The following is a 15,419-nucleotide window of genomic DNA, read 5'->3' as shown; positions in this document are numbered from 1 at the left end:
GTACGCGCGTACCGGTCAAGGAGTGCCTTTCGGTGAGGTTGGGGTGGGTCAGTCTTTGAAGTAGAGACGGGCGGCGTCGTCGAGAACGCGTCGGTGGGCGGTGTCGGTTGCTTTGAGTGCGGCGTCGACGTGGTTGAGTTCGCGGAGTATGGCTTCGTAGATTTCTGGTCCGGTGGTGGCGTTGCCGAGTGAGTCTGCTTCGAGGGTTTCGGGGTCGTATTGCTTGTATTCGGCGGCGGTTGCGGTGACTTGTTGGAGTAGATCGTTGACCATTCCGAGTTGGTCGTGCAGTCGGAGATAGAGGTCACTGGGCGCGGTGGGATCTGACATAGGTGTCCTGTCGTTGGCAGCGTTCGGTGTCAGTGGGCGGTGGTCAGGTCCCTTGCAGCGATCACACGAGCAATTCTCACGAACACGTCCATAAGCATTCAAGAACCGCGCCGCCCACTGCTAGCGATCGAATCGAAGATGACGGTCCGAGGTCCTATCTGCCCGCTTGCCCCAGCTCATCACGGGGCGCCCCTCCAACGAGGCTGGACACTGCCCTGAGGTTCGATCTGCTCCTCAGGTGGTCAGGTACGTCAACGGCCACATCTGGCACCTCACGGTGCTGCTCGCGCACCAACCGCATCGTCGATCGCATTCTCGGTGTTCGGCACAGCGCCCTGTGCTGTGGACCCGTCCCGTACGTCGGTGACGACGACTCGTTGGGGATCGAGAACCGCACCAGCAGTCCGGGCCTGCATCCCATCGCGAGAGCGACGCAAGTCGGCCACATCCTGCGAGCGGTCGCGTGTGCCGCCCGAGTAGCCGAGCCCGATGCCAGCTGCAATGAAGCCGCCGCAGCACAGTCCATAAAGTCGACGCGCTACCCCGTGCTGCGCGATGTCCTCGCGCGCTACCCGGGTACCCCGGCGGGGAAGAACAGGCTTAACCCAGGGAGCTCATTAAGCACTCTCGACACTTCCTACACCGCGAAACCCAGGTTTACTTCACCGATCAACCCACACAAGATCGAGCAGACGCATCGCCTCGGCAAGAGCAGGATCACGGGCGTCGACGGGTGCGTTGTCGAGCGGTGTGATGGACGGGGAAATCACCGGGTCACCCGGATGTTCGTACAGCGCCCACAACCTCAACCCGTCACCGTGGCGGGAGTCGAAACTCGATACCGGCAATCGGATTACCGTCTGGCCCGTTGAGAGTGTTGATCCATTGCGAAATCACCTGTGTCAATTCGCGCGGCTTGCCGTCGCGGATAGCCGCACCGTCGAGATCGGCGAGGCCGAGCCGAAACGCTGTGCCGCGAAACCCCTTCCGTAAGGCCGCCAAACTCTCGACATCACCCGGCACGACAAACCACCCGGTCAGCGCCGCATCCGCCGTCATCCGCGGCGCACACCAGGAGAGTGGGAGTTCGCCGGGAGCAATCGTCGGAAACTCGAACTGGTCCTCATCGTCGACTTCGATGTCGTCGAGGTCCGCGACCATGTCCGGGCTCGGACGAGCGTAGGCCAACACTTCGAGGTAGCAAGCAAGTCTCGTCGAACCGACATACAACGTCCGCCACACCCCTCCTGGGTCGTCCCAACGGCCGGTGAAGCGACCGCCGGTGGCGTACTCCCAAGGAGTCCACTCCCACGGCGCAGGACGGAAACCGACGCGATGAGCTCTCACACCGTCGACAGACGAGCATGACAGCGCACCGAGCGACGTGAAAGTTTGACCAGCCGAGGTCATCCGACCGCAGCGAACTGACGTGCAGCAGCAAGTACCTGAGGCCCGACATCGGCCAGATCGCCATCACGCAGAAGAAGCGCGGGTGCACGATCATCCAAAATCGGGTTCAGACCTTGGAACCACGCCTGCGCGACCGCAGCCGTGTCACGGGCAGTGATTAGTTTCGCGGCGCGGTACGCGATGCGGAGACGTTCGACATCGGTGTCGTTGCCGATGGTTCGTGTGCCCTCCGCCCACTGCCGAACCGCCCGTGTTTCCTTCACCTTCCCGAGATATGCGACAAGACGAGCGCCGAGCATCTCGCGCAGTGCGGTCACCAGTTCCGCCTGCGTCATGCGGGCAGCAAGATTGTAGGCAGCGAGATCAGGCCTCGGATGCGCCGTAGTCATGTAAATACACCTCCTAATCACATGGTAGATCACACCCGAGAAACCCGCCATCAACACAAGCTCGTCTGGTACCGATCATCACTGGAACGGGGCGACAACCTGCTGCGTCCACACCATCTCAACCCACATAAGGCTCACACAACGGGCCGGAGATGTAGCCTTGCTCGCAGCCGTACTGAGTTTGGATGTCGCCGCTAGTGGGCGCTTTGCCACACTGAACACCACAGCGCTCGTATCCGTTTACGACGCCGTCACCATTGCGATCTTCCTCCGGGTCATATGGATAGCCACCGCCAGGATTCGGGTTCTGGCCGACGCTCGACTCGGCGCGCATCTCCGCACACGCGGGGTCCGTCGCGGAGTACGTACCGTCGGTGTAGACGGCGGTTCCTGGGTAGTCGCAGTACTGCAGGACCCTTGTCGGCGCTTGCGTGACCACAGGGGGCACGTAGGTATCGCAGGACGCCTCGTATCCGGTGGTTCCGTCGGAGTACAACGCCGTGCCGGACTGGTAAAGCGACAGATCTCCGCACTCGAAGGTTATCGGCACGACCGCGGGTGCACTGCTCGGCGGCAGCACCGGCGCCGTGGGCGTAATTGACGAGACTGCGATCGGTGATGCGCTCGGCGTCGTCGTCGACGAGGGGTCGGGCGAGTCGCCGCCGCACGCAGTCAGGCCGAACGAAACCACTAGCGCCGCAGCAGCAATGACGAGCGTGTTTCTCACGTCGGTCTCCTAGGGCACCTGCGCGCGTCGGTCACGTGACCATCCGCATGAGGCGCATTACCGGATGGTTGAATCAGCTCGTGAAGATGGCGTCTCGATAATCGAAGCCAGGACTGACCTGCAGGACAAGGTCCTCTGGGTCGGTCACTGCGAAAGCCAACCGAAACTCGGACTCCCGGCCAGGAAGAACCACGGTGGTGGGGGCACCGATACCGTTAGCAGAATCGTAAACTTTGTCCGCTTCTCGATTCCCGCTCTGCAGATCCGCAGTGAACATTGCCGGGTCATAATTTTCTGTCGAGCCGTTGACAACCGTGACCGTGAAAACCACGAACTGGTCAGCAGATTCGCCGCCCGCAGCGGAGCTACTAGGCGTGTACGGTTCCGGCAGGCTCACCGAAACTGCCAGGTTGTTCCTGAAGGTAAACGCTTCACCGAACTTCGAGTTTGCCGACGCTTCTGCAGAGGCGGGTTCGCCGTTTCCCGGGCGATTACTACCGGTACCCGCATCACTAGTAGGTTGACCCTCGGTTTGACCGCAACTGGTCAGCGCGATCAGTGCAATCCCGGCGACCATAGCCATGAGCATTTTCCGCATCGCACTACCCCATTTTACGAAGTGACTTATATCACTTTGCTAATCGTCGCGCAGGCGGACTCGTTACATCCCGTACCGAAGGTGCCGGTCCATCACGACAACAACTCAACACTAGATACATGTCGAGCCTCAAGGTCTTCACTATCAGAGGCGTGCCACTCTCGACGAAGTGCGATCCCACAACTTTCTCGCAAGCACAGTCGAAAATCGATGTCACGCACACAGTTGGGTCCCGCGGCGATCGAGATATCGAGGGGAGGATTGCTGCCCACCGGAGTGTGTATCGTCAGCATCAGCGGAACCACAACGCCAGTCCCAGGCTCGAGGACGGCGTCGCCCCGCCGGAATTGAATGGACTCAGTGCGCGTGGCACAGACGATGCATCTCGCACCCACCCTCGGTCAAGCAAAACGTTCACCCACGCCTGATCGACCAGAATGACTCAATCACCACATAGATAGAGCTTTCGAACTGATACCCCCGAAGGAACGGTTCGGGGGCCAGTCGCTAAACGTCACGCTTACCCATGAATTTTCGTAACCACTTGTCGCCTAGAAAGATTGGCACTCCACTCACGACAGAAACCTTGAAACCATGATCGAATCGATCGGAGACCGAATCGTCGCCGGCCCCTAATCCGTGCCGTCACCCACCAGGGGCGCAACTACCCACCCAAGAGCCTCACCAAGGAATCAGACTTCGGCGACAAATCACACGATTCTTCCCCGCCCAATGAACTCTGGCAGGTCCGGTCGGACTCTCATCCCTTCGCACACCGTTGGAGGCGGTACCGTTCGGCAATGCGGAAGCTCGTACTCACAACGGTATCGATTGTCTTACTTGGTGGGCTTTTTGGGTGCGCCAACGACCGTGACCAGCCAACGTCATCAAAGCCAGCAGACCCCACTGATATCGCCGACACCGTCCGTCTGCATTTCGATGCATACAACGCCGGCGACGTCGCCGGCCTCAACACGACGTCATGTTCCGCCGCGCAGCGTGAGAGCGCAACGGTTCCTCCGTCGAAGACGATTCTGACGGCCGCCGAAGACCCAATCGTGGAGGGCGCTTCGGCGCTAGTGCCGGTCGAGGTCACGGTCCAATCCGACGGTGCCGCCTCCACTCCGAGTCAGACACAGATTTCACTGGTCGCCGAAGACGGACGCTGGGGCGTGTGCATGTTCGAACGCCCCAGCGAGTGACCGTCCGGGTTCAGCGTGGCCGACTTGGTTTGCCGCGCGACGCCAGCGAGCCATGGTCTGATTACTCAGTCGGGCATATCGCCGCTGCGGACGCGATCCCCCGCACTAGTGCAGCACGGCAACGCGCTCGACGTGCTGGTCCAGTCACGCCGAAATCCTTTGGCGGCCAAGAAGTTCCTCCGCCGGTTCGCGGTCTGGCCGGAAGTCACCGCGAGCGGGGTTGCATCCTGCAAGCGTGAACAATCCCAACTGGGTGCATCGCTGTATGCTCCAAACCGATTGCGCCACTACTTCTTTGAATCACCATGACAGTGCCTTATGGTGTGCACCCGATTCTGCAGCCGAACTCTCCGCCTGGGGGCTTCCCACCAGCACGCCTACCGTGTGCTGGTTTGCGGTTCCGGACGAAGACGGCGGCGGAATTCTCGCGGACAAAATAGGCCTCGGAGAGACACTGCAAGCGATTACGATGATGGCCATCCAATCAGACGACAGACCACACCTCGTTGTCCGCCCCACCTCCGCCATCGGCAACTGGCGCCGCGAAATCGAACGGTTCGCCCCGCGCCTTCCCTTGCACATCCATCACGGACCTAGCCGCGAATGGCCCGAACACCTGGCCTCTGACGCCATCGTGGTGACCAGCTCCAATTGTTCTACGTTCCGACGTAGAACAATTGGAGCCGACCTCCTGGAATTCGGTGATCTTCGACGAAGCGCAACAGATCAAATGCCCCACTTCGCTCGCCGCGAAGACTGCAGCGCGTGTCACTGCCGACATCACCGTCGCCCTGACGGGCACCCCCGTCGAAAACCGACTGGACGAACTGTGGTCGCTGTTCCGCGTGGCCAACCCGAGCGCTCTGGGCAGTCGCGCACGGTTCCGTGAGCGTTTCGGCAACCCGATCGAATTCGGCCGTTCCACCACCGCCGCAGCAACGTTGGCCACCATCATCGAACCCGACATCCTGCGCCGAACCAAAGACGCTGTCGCCAAGGATCTTCCGCCGAAACAGTTCGCGACCGTCTCGTGCACTCTGACGTCGGAGCAGGCCCGCATCTACCGCTCCGCCGTGGCGGACGCATGGCCAGGTTTACTACCACCGGGACTGGCCTCGTTCGCGGCCGGGTTCCCGCACCAAGGGACTCCGGCACATCAGTGGAAATCTGTACCATCCGAACAGACCGCGGCCTACCTCCAGTTGCCCTCGATCATCTTGACAAACTCCGACATCCCAACCAATTACACGACGGAGCGCGCAATGACCTCGCGATGCACCTCAGAGTTGCCGAACAGTTGTGCGTCACTCATAGCGCGCCGAAAGTACCGGTGCAGGGGGTGCTCCCACGTGAATCCGAGACCACCGTGGATCTGTATGGATTCCTCCGCGGCATACGTGAAAGCATCCGACGCCATCACCCGTGCGATGCTTGCCGCGATGGTCAGTTCATCAGTAGATCTTTCGTCAGCGTTCGCGGCATCCAAGACTGCCGCCTTCGCCAGTTCGAGCGACACCAACATGTCTGCGAGGCGGTGTTTGATCGACTGAAAAGACCCGATCGGGCGGCCGAACTGCTCACGAACCTTCGCATACTCCACTGACATGTCGAGACACGCCTCGGCGGCGCCGACCTGCTCAGATGCCAATGCTATGAGCGCTAATGCCTGTGCACGTGGCAATGTCATGTGCAAGTCCGCGCCGCCCACCGCGTGTCCGCGCGCATTATCGAACGTAACTCGGGCCAGCGGACGACTGGGATCGAGAGACTCCAACGGCGTGCAGATGACTCCTGGCACATCTGCCTTGATCACGGCTAGTTCCAAGCCGTTCACCCCACGCGCGACTACAACAAATAGGTCGGCTGCTGTTCCATCTACCACAAAGTCTTGTGTGCCAATGAGATTCAACTGACCGTCGTCGGTTTTAGTGGCTGTGACCGCAGTATCGGTGAACGGGAATCCGGTTATCAGCGCGGCCGTACATTCACCTGACGCAATGGTGGGCAGATAGGCGGCGCGCCCCGTGTCCGTACCGCATTCCGATAGTGCAAATCCGGCAAGGCACACGGATGAGAAGTACGGAACATCCGCGATCGTGCGTCCTAGCTCGTGCATCACCACTGCAGTGTCTTTAAGCGTGAACCCAGCGCCACCAAAGCGCTCGGGAAATGGAATCTCTGTGAGACCAAGGTCAGTGAGGCCAAGCCACTGCGCCTTGTCGGCTTCCACATTCTTTGCAAGAAATGCGCGCACACTGTCGCGCAGTTGTTCTTGTTCCTGAGTCAGTTCGAGGACCATCCTGTGCTCCTATCGGGAGTCTCTTGGCAGGCCGAGGCCACGTTCGCCGATAATGTTTCGCTGAATCTCATCGGATCCACCTGCGATTCGGTAGCCCGGGGCGCCCAACACATGCTCGGTCCAGGCATAGGTATTCGGAGCGCCCGTATCGGCAAGGATGCGAGGTCCCAAGAACTTCGCCGCCGCGTCGCCGATCTGCTTGAGATTCTGCGTCCACACGAGTTTCGCGATAGAACCCTCAACACCGGGAACATGGCCTGCCAGTTCACGTTCGGCGTATCGGGCATTGAATGTCGCCGTGGCCCGTTCGTGTATGACGACATCCGCGAGAGTTTGTCGCACCAGAGGGTCGTCGGCAATTTCGAGTTGCTTTGCGAGCGCGATCAGGTCGGCGGCATTTCCGCCGGCAGATACGATTCCTCCACTGGAACTTCGTTCGAAACCCAGAGTCGTCAACGTGACATTCCAACCGTCACCGACCTCACCAAGACGCAACGAATCCGGTAATTCAACGTCGGAGAGGAATACTTCGTTGAATGTGGAACCGCCGGACATCTGACGGATCGGTCGAACTTCTACTCCGGGAGCATCCATGGGAACCAGAAATGCCGTCATGCCACGGTGTTTCGGGGCTTCGGTGTCACTGCGAGCAATCAGCAGTCCCCATTCCGAGAATTGCGCGCCCGAAGTCCACACCTTCTGGCCGGTGATTCGCCATCCGGTGTCGGTACGCACTGCGCGGGTCGAGAGTGAGGCCAAGTCGGAACCGGCTCCGGGTTCCGAAAACAGTTGGCAGCACAGTTCATCCGTGCGCAGAAACGTCGGCACAAATCGTTTCTTCTGCTCCTCGGTACCGAGGAGATGGATGGTCGGTGCTATCAGTTCCACCGTTACCAGAATGTTTTCGTGTCGATCCGGTGCCCGGAACTGACCTTCAAGTTCCACGTAGATGCGTTCATGAGAGGCTGTCAGTCCTGGTCCGCCCCATTCCGGGGCCCAGGTAATCGCGCCGACACCTGCGTCGACGCGCTCAGCCTGCCACGCGCGACCACGGTCAAGCAGCTCGCGCTCCTCATCTTCGGTGCGGTTGTGAAAAATTGCGTAGGAGCGTTCCTCGTCCGAGTGGTTATGTGTCCCATCTGCCGGCAAGTGCCGGTCCAGACGCTCCGCGAGCCAGGCCCTGACGTGGTCACCGAATGCATCCAAGTCGTGATGCGCAGCGAGTTCACTTGTTGCCATACTCATGGTTTCTTCCCATTCGTCAGCGCAGCCATCCGCGCCTCGACTGCACCTTTGGAATCCGGATGCTCGGATAGCTGGACGGTGAAATTCTGTTCCAGCTCATAGCCACGTTTGAGATCCATACCCTCGCAACCGTTCAATGATTTCTTTGCCAGAGTCAGTGCGTAACGACTCTTCGACGCGATAGACCGTGCACGGTCCATCGCGGTTTCCATCAGCGCCTCGTGTTCCACCGCCTCGATCGGTGCTCCCCACCGTTCCAAGGTGCGGGCGTCGACGGCTTCCGCGGTGAAGAACATCCGACGCATCGCCTGTTCCGGCAGCATGCGGGCTGTGAATCGCCCACCACCGAGCACCCCGACATTCATCTCCGGAAGCCCGAATGTCGCTTTCACCGAAGCGACTACCAGGTCGCAAGATGCAGTCAGACCGAAACCGCTGCCGAGCGCGGGGCCGTTGACGGCAGCAATGACCGGAACCGAGCAGTCGATGAGGTTGAACATCGCTCGTCGAACATTGCGCATCTGCACTTCGCCACTCGTCGAGTCCATGCTCCGAAAGTCATTCAGGTCGTTGCCGGCACAGAACACGTGACCTCGCCCTGTCAGGACAACAGCTTTCACTGTCGAGTCGTCCGACAGTCCGTCGAAGATATCTGCAATCTCTCCATACATCCGATGATCGATCGCGTTCACCTTGCCTCGCGCCAACTCGACCAATGCAATGCCCGACTCCGGCTGGGAGACAACGATATTCTCTGTCATGAAGCCCTCACTTCTCATACGCCGAACGGACAATCACGTCGACCATCTGCGGCGGAACTACACTTCGATCGCGAGTCCAGTCGCGTAGCGCGAATTTCTGAATTTTGCCGCTTGCTGTTTTCGGCAGCACCTCAACGACAAATACGCTCTCGGGGATCTTCTGTTTGGCTACCTCGCGATTGGACAAGAACTCGTAAACCTCACCAAGAGTCAGATCCTTGCCGTCATGGGTGACGATAAATGCACAACCACGTTCTCCGGTTGTCGCATCCGGCCCAGCTACCACAGCAACTTCCCTGACGGAGGGATGCTCACTGAGTAGGTTCTCCACCTCGTGAGTGCTGATCTTCTCTCCGGATCGATTGATGATGTCCTTGATCCGACCCTCGATGTGGATTGCACCGGTTTCGTCGAATCGCGCCAAGTCACCGGTTCGGAAGAAGCCGTCAGCGGTGAACGCTGCAGCGTTGAGTGAAGAATCGAGGTACCCCAGGAACGTGTCGGGGCCTCGCCACAACACCTCCCCGACCGAACCTGCCGCCGCGGGAAGTTCGGAGCCGTCGACGATCAGAACTTCTGTAGGCGCGAGAACACGACCGTCGGTACGGGTCCGCAATTGTTGTGTATCCCAGCGATTTCCGGACGTCACGGATGGACCTTCCGTGGCACCGTACATACGAACGACAGTACCGAGACGATTCGTCGCACTACGCGTCAACTCGTCCGGGATGTCAGCACCACCGCACACGATGTATCTGATCGACGGAGTGGGAAGCTCCGCCGCAACGGAGGCTTCGACCAACCCCTGAAGGAACGGAGTCGAGAAGATCATGAAACTGGCGCCGTAGCGAGTGATCTTTGACAGCGCCTCTTCGGGATCCCATTGATCCTGCAGCACTACGGGCGCCCCCAACAGAAAGGGCAGTGTCAGCGCACAATTCACGCCTGTCACATGGGTGACCGGCGACGGATTGAAGATGACATCCTTCTCATTGAGATCGAACAACTCAATCATCGAATGGTTTTCGAATACGATTGTGTTGTGGCTGTGCAGAGCACCTTTCGGATCCGCAGTCGTCCCAGAGGTGTAAAGCAGGACGCCGACCTGATCAGGATCCGGCTCGGGGAGTGCGGCAATCACTTTCGCAGCCTCCGCCGGGGCGCCGAGCAAGAAGTCCGTCCAGGTCGTCATCCGCTCGTCGGCATTGCTCACCTCAGGCTCACCGAGGACAACGACTTTCTTCAGATGCGGCAAGTCACCGAGCAACCGCGTGTACATCGCGGCATAGTCGAATCCTCGGTAGGACGCGGGTATGAAAACAACGGACACTCGCGCCTGCCCGAGAATGAACCGCAGCTCACGCCCTCGATAGATAGGAACGATGGGGTTGGCGACAGCGCCGAGTTTCATGATCGCTTGATAGATAACTACGGCTTCTGCCCTGTTCGGGAGTTGGAACGAAACCACATCGTCAGCACCAATCCCCGCATCGTGCAACGCTGCCGCAAGGATGGTTGCGTCACGGTCGACGTCGGCGAAGGTCAACTGCACATCGTCATCGATTACCGCCACAGAATCCGGGTAGAGCGAGGCCGCGCGAGTCAAGTAATGGCCGACCGTCCGGCCCCGCCAGTGTCCCGACTCGCGGTAGCACTGGGCCAGTTCGGGCGTCGGTGGGCGGGTCGGCCACATCTTTACCTCCATGAAGCACTGCGTCGATACAAGGAACGTTGCCCAAAGTAGCTGATTTCGCTAAATATGTACAGATTTAGCTCAACTCACTTTCGAGCCTAGGTAGGGTTTGTACGCATGACGGCTACACATCGAACAGTCGACGAGAACACCGGGGAAACAATGACGCAGGACATCGCCCGCAGAGCACCGAGTCGAGCACCGAAAATATCGGAGCGCATTGCCAACCAAATCGCCGACAAGATCCTCGGCGGGGACATCGAGGTCGGGGACAGGCTCCCTACCGAGAAGGAGATGGTTACCGAATACGGTGTTGCACGCACGTCCGTACGTGAAGCACTCCGCCTCCTCGAAAGTCGAGGCCTGGTCACTATCCGCGCCGGCGTCGGGGGAGGCCCCGTCGCATGTCGGCCGCAGTTCGAAGCACTGGGAAACACCATGAAGCTGTTCCTACAGCTAGAGGGAGCGAATCTCAGCGACGTCATCGATACGCGCCTGACCCTGGAACCAGTGGTCGCACAGCTTGCCACGCCTCGAATTACAGAAGAGCAACTCGACGATCTGCAGTCAGCGCTCGACACCATGCGCACGCATCCCGATGACTACGACAATTTCGTCGAGAAGAACGCACTGTTTCACACCATCATCTACACAGCGTCAGGGAACCCGGTACTCCGCATACTCATGGAGACATTGCTTCTCCTCGTACGCGACGCCGAGCCGTCGCGACATCCGGAAGTCACCCGCATCGCCGCCGTCGAGGCACAGCAACTCGTACTCAATGCCATGCGTTCCCGAAACGCATCTGCTGCCGGAGATGCAATGGAAGCCTTCGTTCACGACACCGCGAAGTACTACCGCAAGCGCCTCGCACACATCATTTCCGAGCCGGTGCACTGGCAGCTGTGACAATTCCGCAGGATATTTCACCCAACTCGACTAAACATGTACAGATTTAGAGCCTCAGCGGTTATGGTGTGAAAAGCGCCCCGAGATGTGACCACTCCCACTTCATGGGGAGCGCACGATCTCCTTCACACTTCCGCACAGAAATGAGACGTTCGTGGAAAGTCACACGAATTCCCAGACCGACACCCGAGCCCTCGACCAGACGAGGCGCCGCGGAGTTCTCGCCGCCGCAGTCGGAACCATCGTCGAGTACTACGACCTCACCGTCTACGCCTACCTGGCAGTAGTCGTGAGCCCCCTGTTCTTCCCCGGCGGAGATCCAACCGCCTCGCTACTCGCCAGCCTCGCAGTATTCGCGTCCGCATACCTCATGCGACCCATCGGCGGAATCTTCTTCGGCCGCCTTGGCGACAGACACGGACGGAAACGTGCGCTCCTGCTGTCAGTCCTGCTGATGGGCGCCGGCAGCCTACTCATGGCATTTCTGCCGGTCTACGAGTCGGTAGGCATTCTGGCACCGATACTCCTGGTCGTGGCGCGACTGGTGCAAGGATTCTCAGCAGGCGGAGAGCTAGGCGGCGCACTGACATACGTGTACGAGACGGTCGGCCCGAAGCGCAAGGGCCTCGGGGCTTCGTTCGTTGCACTCGGCAGCAACTCCGGATTCGCACTCGCCGCGATCGCCGTCGGCACAGTCTCAGCGCTCACCACTGATGCCCAAATGTCCAGCTGGGGATGGCGAATCCCATTCCTGCTGGGTGTACCGCTTCTACTGTTCTGCCTGTGGACCCGTACCCGAATCGAAGACACCCCCCAATTCGCTGACTCCACAACAACAGTCGATGTCGCAAAGGCGCCTCTCACAGAACTGCTCCGCACTCAGTCCAGGCAAGTCCTGCAGGTTTTCGGGCTGGGAATAGCGCAGAATGCCACGGGATACATGGTGCTGACCTACGTCGCCATCTATCTTGTTCGCGAAGGTGGTTACGACAGAACGCAAGTCACTTGGATGACGGCACTCATCATCGTCCTCATCGCTCTACTCATGCCCGTCGCCGGACTCCTCGTCGACAAGTTCGGTAGCGTCCCCGTCGCGGCAGCAGGCTTGATCGGATCCGGCCTACTTGCCTACCCTGCCATGTCACTGATGAACGGCCACGGACTCGCGGTTGCCGGTCTGGCGTTCTTCGTCTTCGCACTCGGCACTCCCCTCATCCAGGTCGCCACAGCACCGCTCTTCCCGTCGCTCTTCAAGTCCCGAGTCAGGCTCACCGGCGTCGCTCTCGGCTTCAATCTCGCAACCATCGCGACCGGCGGAACCGCCGCGTATATCGCTACGTGGCTGATCGATCGCACCGGAAACTCCCTTTCTCCCGCATACTTCCTCCTCGGCTCGTGCCTGGTCGGCATTCTCACCTTGCTCAGCATCCGGACCGCGACGTACGGCGGATCGCGCACCTTATCCGCATCGAATGCGGAAACCGTTGCACCACTTTCTATTCGATAGAACAATTGAACTTCGGAAGCGATCCGAGAAGGAAGACCGCACGATGCACGCACGTCCGCTCCACGCCCCCGCGACAGCCGAACAACTCACTCCAGGGTCGTTCCTACGGCGTTCTGCCACGTTCTTCCCCGACCGGATCGCTGTCGTCGACGGAGACATCCGAATCACCTACCGTCAGTGGTTGACACGCTGCCGGCGCCTCGCCGGTCTCCTGGCTTCACTCGATGTGAAGCCAGGAGACCACGTCGCAGTACTCGCCCCGAACAGTCGCATGCTGCTGGATGCCCACTACGGAGCCGCGATGGCGGGAGCTGTACTGGTAGCACTGAATACACGACTGACGGCCCCCGAACTCCAGCACATCATCGAGCACTCCGGTGCGACCGTCCTCCTGTACGACACATCGCTCGACCAAATCGCCGAACAGTTGGCAGTGGAGTACTCACTCGACTCGGAAACGTACGAGGAACGCCTGAGCGACGCGGAAGAACTGGAAATTCCGGTTACGGACGAACACTCAATGATCACGCTGAACTACACCTCAGGGACGACCGGGCGCCCCAAAGGCGTGATGTACCACCATCGAGGTGCCTACCTCCAGGCAATGGCAATGGCCTTCCACAGCAAACTCGATACCGACACCGCTCACCTCTGGATACTACCGATGTTCCACTGCAACGGGTGGGCGTTCACCTGGGCCGTCACCGCTGCCGGAGGCACACACGTGTGCCTCCCCAGGGTCGACGCCGGACGCATCTGGGAACTCATCGACACCGAGGGCATTACCAGTTTCAATGCTGCGCCAACCGTATTGATCGACCTTGCCTCGCACCCCGCTGCGCACTCTGTCGACAAACTTCTACGTGTCGGCACCGGTGGTGCACCGCCGTCGCCGACACTGCTCGCACAACTCGGCAATCTCGGCTTCGACGTCACCCATCTGTACGGGCTGACCGAAACATTCGGACCGTCTGCGATCTGCGAGTTCCCCTCCGAATATTCGTCATTGGCTATGCAGGAACAGGCACGATTCAAGGCCAGACAAGGAAACTGCAACATCGCGGGTACGCCCCTGCGTGTTCTAGACGAAAACGGCTCCGACGTTCCCGCGGATGGAACGACGACAGGCGAAATCGCTGTACACGGAAACACAGTGGCCTTGGGCTACTACCGCGATGCCCAAGCGACGCGTCGGTCGTTCGGATCCGGCTGGTTTCGGACCGGCGATCTAGGAGTTCAACACCCGGACAACTACATCGAACTGCGCGATCGCTCCAAAGACGTGATCATCTCGGGTGGCGAGAACATTGCCTCAGTGGAAGTGGAGCAGGTGCTCGAACGACACGCCGATGTACTCGAATGTGCCGTCGTCGCAGAGTCACACGAACGCTGGGGCGAGGTACCCGTCGCCTACGCGTCCGTCGTCGACGGATCTCGCCTCACCGAGCAGGAGTTGATCATGTTCGCCCGAAAACAATTACCTGGCTTCAAAACACCGAAGCGGGTGATCTTCGGGCCGCTACCGAAGACGGGGACCGGGAAGATTCAAAAGTACATTCTGCGCAACCGCCTGGGACACAATCAGTCAACCTGATCCGATACCGTCCAGTCGCGGTGTATCGGTGGTGTCGCCGACGCACAGGGCTACCGGCTCCCTCGGGAGATTATCTTCCACTGCGTGTGGCTGTACCACCGGTTCACCCCCTCATCCGGGGAGACCGAGTTGTTCATGGCCGAGCATGAGGTCGAGGTGACATATGCGACGATCCGCGCCTGGTGAGGGGCTCGAGGCCGTGTCGGTGCGTCGCCTCGCCACTCAGAGTGTGTCCGGGAACTCGCGACGGTGATGGGCCGTGAGCTCCTGATTGGGTCAGTGATGAGTAGTCGATGCCCGTACCCCGGAGTCCATGAATGCCATCATCGCTGATCGCGTTCTACCGACATCCGCTATACCGGCGACACCACGCGCTTCAAGTTCAGCGAGTCGCAGATCTGGAGCCGCCAATCAGGTTTCGTCACAACGATCGATCTGCCGCGCTGAAGACCCTCATCCGCGGCGCCGCGTGTTTCCATTTCTCGCTCGCACGAATTCGGCTAGATGACATGGTCCGCTCGAAGCTGATCGATCTCGTAAGGACCGATATTGAGCCACATACGAAGTACCCCTTCCGTGTACTCCCCGTGCAGCGGTTCCGGAGTCACCTGTGCCACTTCCGAATCCGACCTCGGCGGCAGGCTACCAAGTACTGTGCACGCACGATCGTTCTCGCCGATTTCCGCGAGCATCCCTCAATCGCGGAGGGCTGGATCGCATAAGACCGCGGGAACTGATCTAACCAGCGCAGCGGG

Annotated in this window: 15 protein-coding genes and 2 pseudogenes; 6 read left to right on the top strand and 11 right to left on the bottom strand. The window is 59.7% G+C overall.

Annotated elements, in window-relative coordinates:
* Positions 1 to 48 precede the first annotated feature (48 nt).
* From R4P64_RS30215 to R4P64_RS30185, 7 genes are all read right to left on the bottom strand, one after another.
* On the bottom strand, positions 49 to 330 hold the full coding sequence (locus R4P64_RS30215; RefSeq protein WP_317823878.1) for a hypothetical protein: 282 nt from the start codon (positions 328 to 330) through the stop codon (positions 49 to 51).
* A gap of 272 nt (positions 331 to 602) precedes the next feature.
* Positions 603 to 767 carry a hypothetical protein gene (locus R4P64_RS30210; protein ID WP_317823877.1) on the bottom strand — a complete coding sequence of 55 codons (165 nt, stop codon included), beginning with the start codon at positions 765 to 767 and terminating at the stop codon, positions 603 to 605.
* A gap of 225 nt (positions 768 to 992) precedes the next feature.
* Positions 993 to 1,139, bottom strand: a complete 147-nt coding sequence (locus tag R4P64_RS30205; protein ID WP_317823876.1) for a hypothetical protein — start codon at positions 1,137 to 1,139, stop codon at positions 993 to 995.
* A 4-nt stretch (positions 1,140 to 1,143) separates the two neighbouring features.
* Entirely contained in the window at positions 1,144 to 1,740 is a 597-nt protein-coding gene (locus tag R4P64_RS30200; protein ID WP_317823875.1) for an RES domain-containing protein, read from the bottom strand.
* Entirely contained in the window at positions 1,737 to 2,129 is a 393-nt protein-coding gene (locus R4P64_RS30195) for a hypothetical protein (protein ID WP_317823873.1), read from the bottom strand. The genes R4P64_RS30200 and R4P64_RS30195 overlap by 4 nt, the downstream gene beginning before the upstream one ends.
* Positions 2,130 to 2,247: 118 nt before the next feature.
* Positions 2,248 to 2,856: a hypothetical protein gene (locus R4P64_RS30190; protein ID WP_317823872.1), complete on the bottom strand. Its 609-nt coding sequence runs from the start codon at positions 2,854 to 2,856 to the stop codon at positions 2,248 to 2,250.
* 73 nt (positions 2,857 to 2,929) lie between these two features.
* Positions 2,930 to 3,439 carry a hypothetical protein gene (locus R4P64_RS30185; protein WP_317823871.1) on the bottom strand — a complete coding sequence of 170 codons (510 nt, stop codon included), beginning with the start codon at positions 3,437 to 3,439 and terminating at the stop codon, positions 2,930 to 2,932.
* An 815-nt stretch (positions 3,440 to 4,254) separates the two neighbouring features.
* On the opposite strand from R4P64_RS30185, the gene R4P64_RS30180 reads away from it, so the two are divergent.
* The 3 genes and pseudogenes from R4P64_RS30180 to R4P64_RS30170 all read left to right on the top strand — a co-directional run.
* Positions 4,255 to 4,656: a hypothetical protein gene (locus R4P64_RS30180; RefSeq protein ID WP_317823870.1), complete on the top strand. Its 402-nt coding sequence runs from the start codon at positions 4,255 to 4,257 to the stop codon at positions 4,654 to 4,656.
* Positions 4,657 to 4,921: 265 nt separating this feature from the next.
* Positions 4,922 to 5,242, top strand: a pseudogene (locus R4P64_RS30175) (SNF2-related protein); the annotation flags it as partial.
* A gap of 115 nt (positions 5,243 to 5,357) precedes the next feature.
* Positions 5,358 to 5,666: pseudogene (locus tag R4P64_RS30170) on the top strand (SNF2-related protein); the annotation flags it as partial.
* A gap of 233 nt (positions 5,667 to 5,899) precedes the next feature.
* Here the strand turns inward: R4P64_RS30170 and R4P64_RS30165 are convergent.
* The 4 genes from R4P64_RS30165 to R4P64_RS30150 are packed head-to-tail and all read right to left on the bottom strand — an operon-like array spanning position 5,900 to position 10,654.
* Positions 5,900 to 6,955, bottom strand: a complete 1,056-nt coding sequence (locus R4P64_RS30165; RefSeq protein ID WP_317823869.1) for an acyl-CoA dehydrogenase family protein — start codon at positions 6,953 to 6,955, stop codon at positions 5,900 to 5,902.
* Positions 6,956 to 6,964: 9 nt separating this feature from the next.
* Positions 6,965 to 8,200: an acyl-CoA dehydrogenase family protein gene (locus R4P64_RS30160; protein ID WP_317823868.1), complete on the bottom strand. Its 1,236-nt coding sequence runs from the start codon at positions 8,198 to 8,200 to the stop codon at positions 6,965 to 6,967.
* Positions 8,197 to 8,961 (bottom strand): enoyl-CoA hydratase-related protein, encoded by a 765-nt coding sequence (locus R4P64_RS30155; RefSeq protein WP_317823866.1) that lies wholly within the window; start codon positions 8,959 to 8,961, stop codon positions 8,197 to 8,199. Before R4P64_RS30155 ends, R4P64_RS30160 begins: the two co-directional genes overlap by 4 nt.
* 7 nt (positions 8,962 to 8,968) lie before the next feature.
* Positions 8,969 to 10,654 (bottom strand): AMP-binding protein, encoded by a 1,686-nt coding sequence (locus tag R4P64_RS30150; protein ID WP_317823865.1) that lies wholly within the window; start codon positions 10,652 to 10,654, stop codon positions 8,969 to 8,971.
* Positions 10,655 to 10,771: 117 nt separating this feature from the next.
* Here R4P64_RS30150 and R4P64_RS30145 point away from each other — a divergent pair, with 117 nt between their 5' ends.
* From R4P64_RS30145 to R4P64_RS30135, 3 genes are all read left to right on the top strand, one after another.
* Positions 10,772 to 11,563 carry a FadR/GntR family transcriptional regulator gene (locus tag R4P64_RS30145; RefSeq protein WP_172936521.1) on the top strand — a complete coding sequence of 264 codons (792 nt, stop codon included), beginning with the start codon at positions 10,772 to 10,774 and terminating at the stop codon, positions 11,561 to 11,563.
* Positions 11,564 to 11,717: 154 nt separating this feature from the next.
* Positions 11,718 to 13,070, top strand: a complete 1,353-nt coding sequence (locus tag R4P64_RS30140; protein WP_317823862.1) for an MFS transporter — start codon at positions 11,718 to 11,720, stop codon at positions 13,068 to 13,070.
* A 43-nt stretch (positions 13,071 to 13,113) separates the two neighbouring features.
* Positions 13,114 to 14,664 (top strand): AMP-binding protein, encoded by a 1,551-nt coding sequence (locus R4P64_RS30135; RefSeq protein WP_317823860.1) that lies wholly within the window; start codon positions 13,114 to 13,116, stop codon positions 14,662 to 14,664.
* The last annotated feature ends 755 nt before the right edge of the window (positions 14,665 to 15,419 follow it).

The sequence above is a fragment of the Rhodococcus sp. IEGM 1366 genome (genome assembly GCF_033142425.1).
Taxonomy (GTDB): domain Bacteria; phylum Actinomycetota; class Actinomycetes; order Mycobacteriales; family Mycobacteriaceae; genus Rhodococcus_F; species Rhodococcus_F globerula.
Note: the sequence above shows the minus strand (reverse complement) of the source record. Positions and strands in the feature narration are given on the sequence as shown.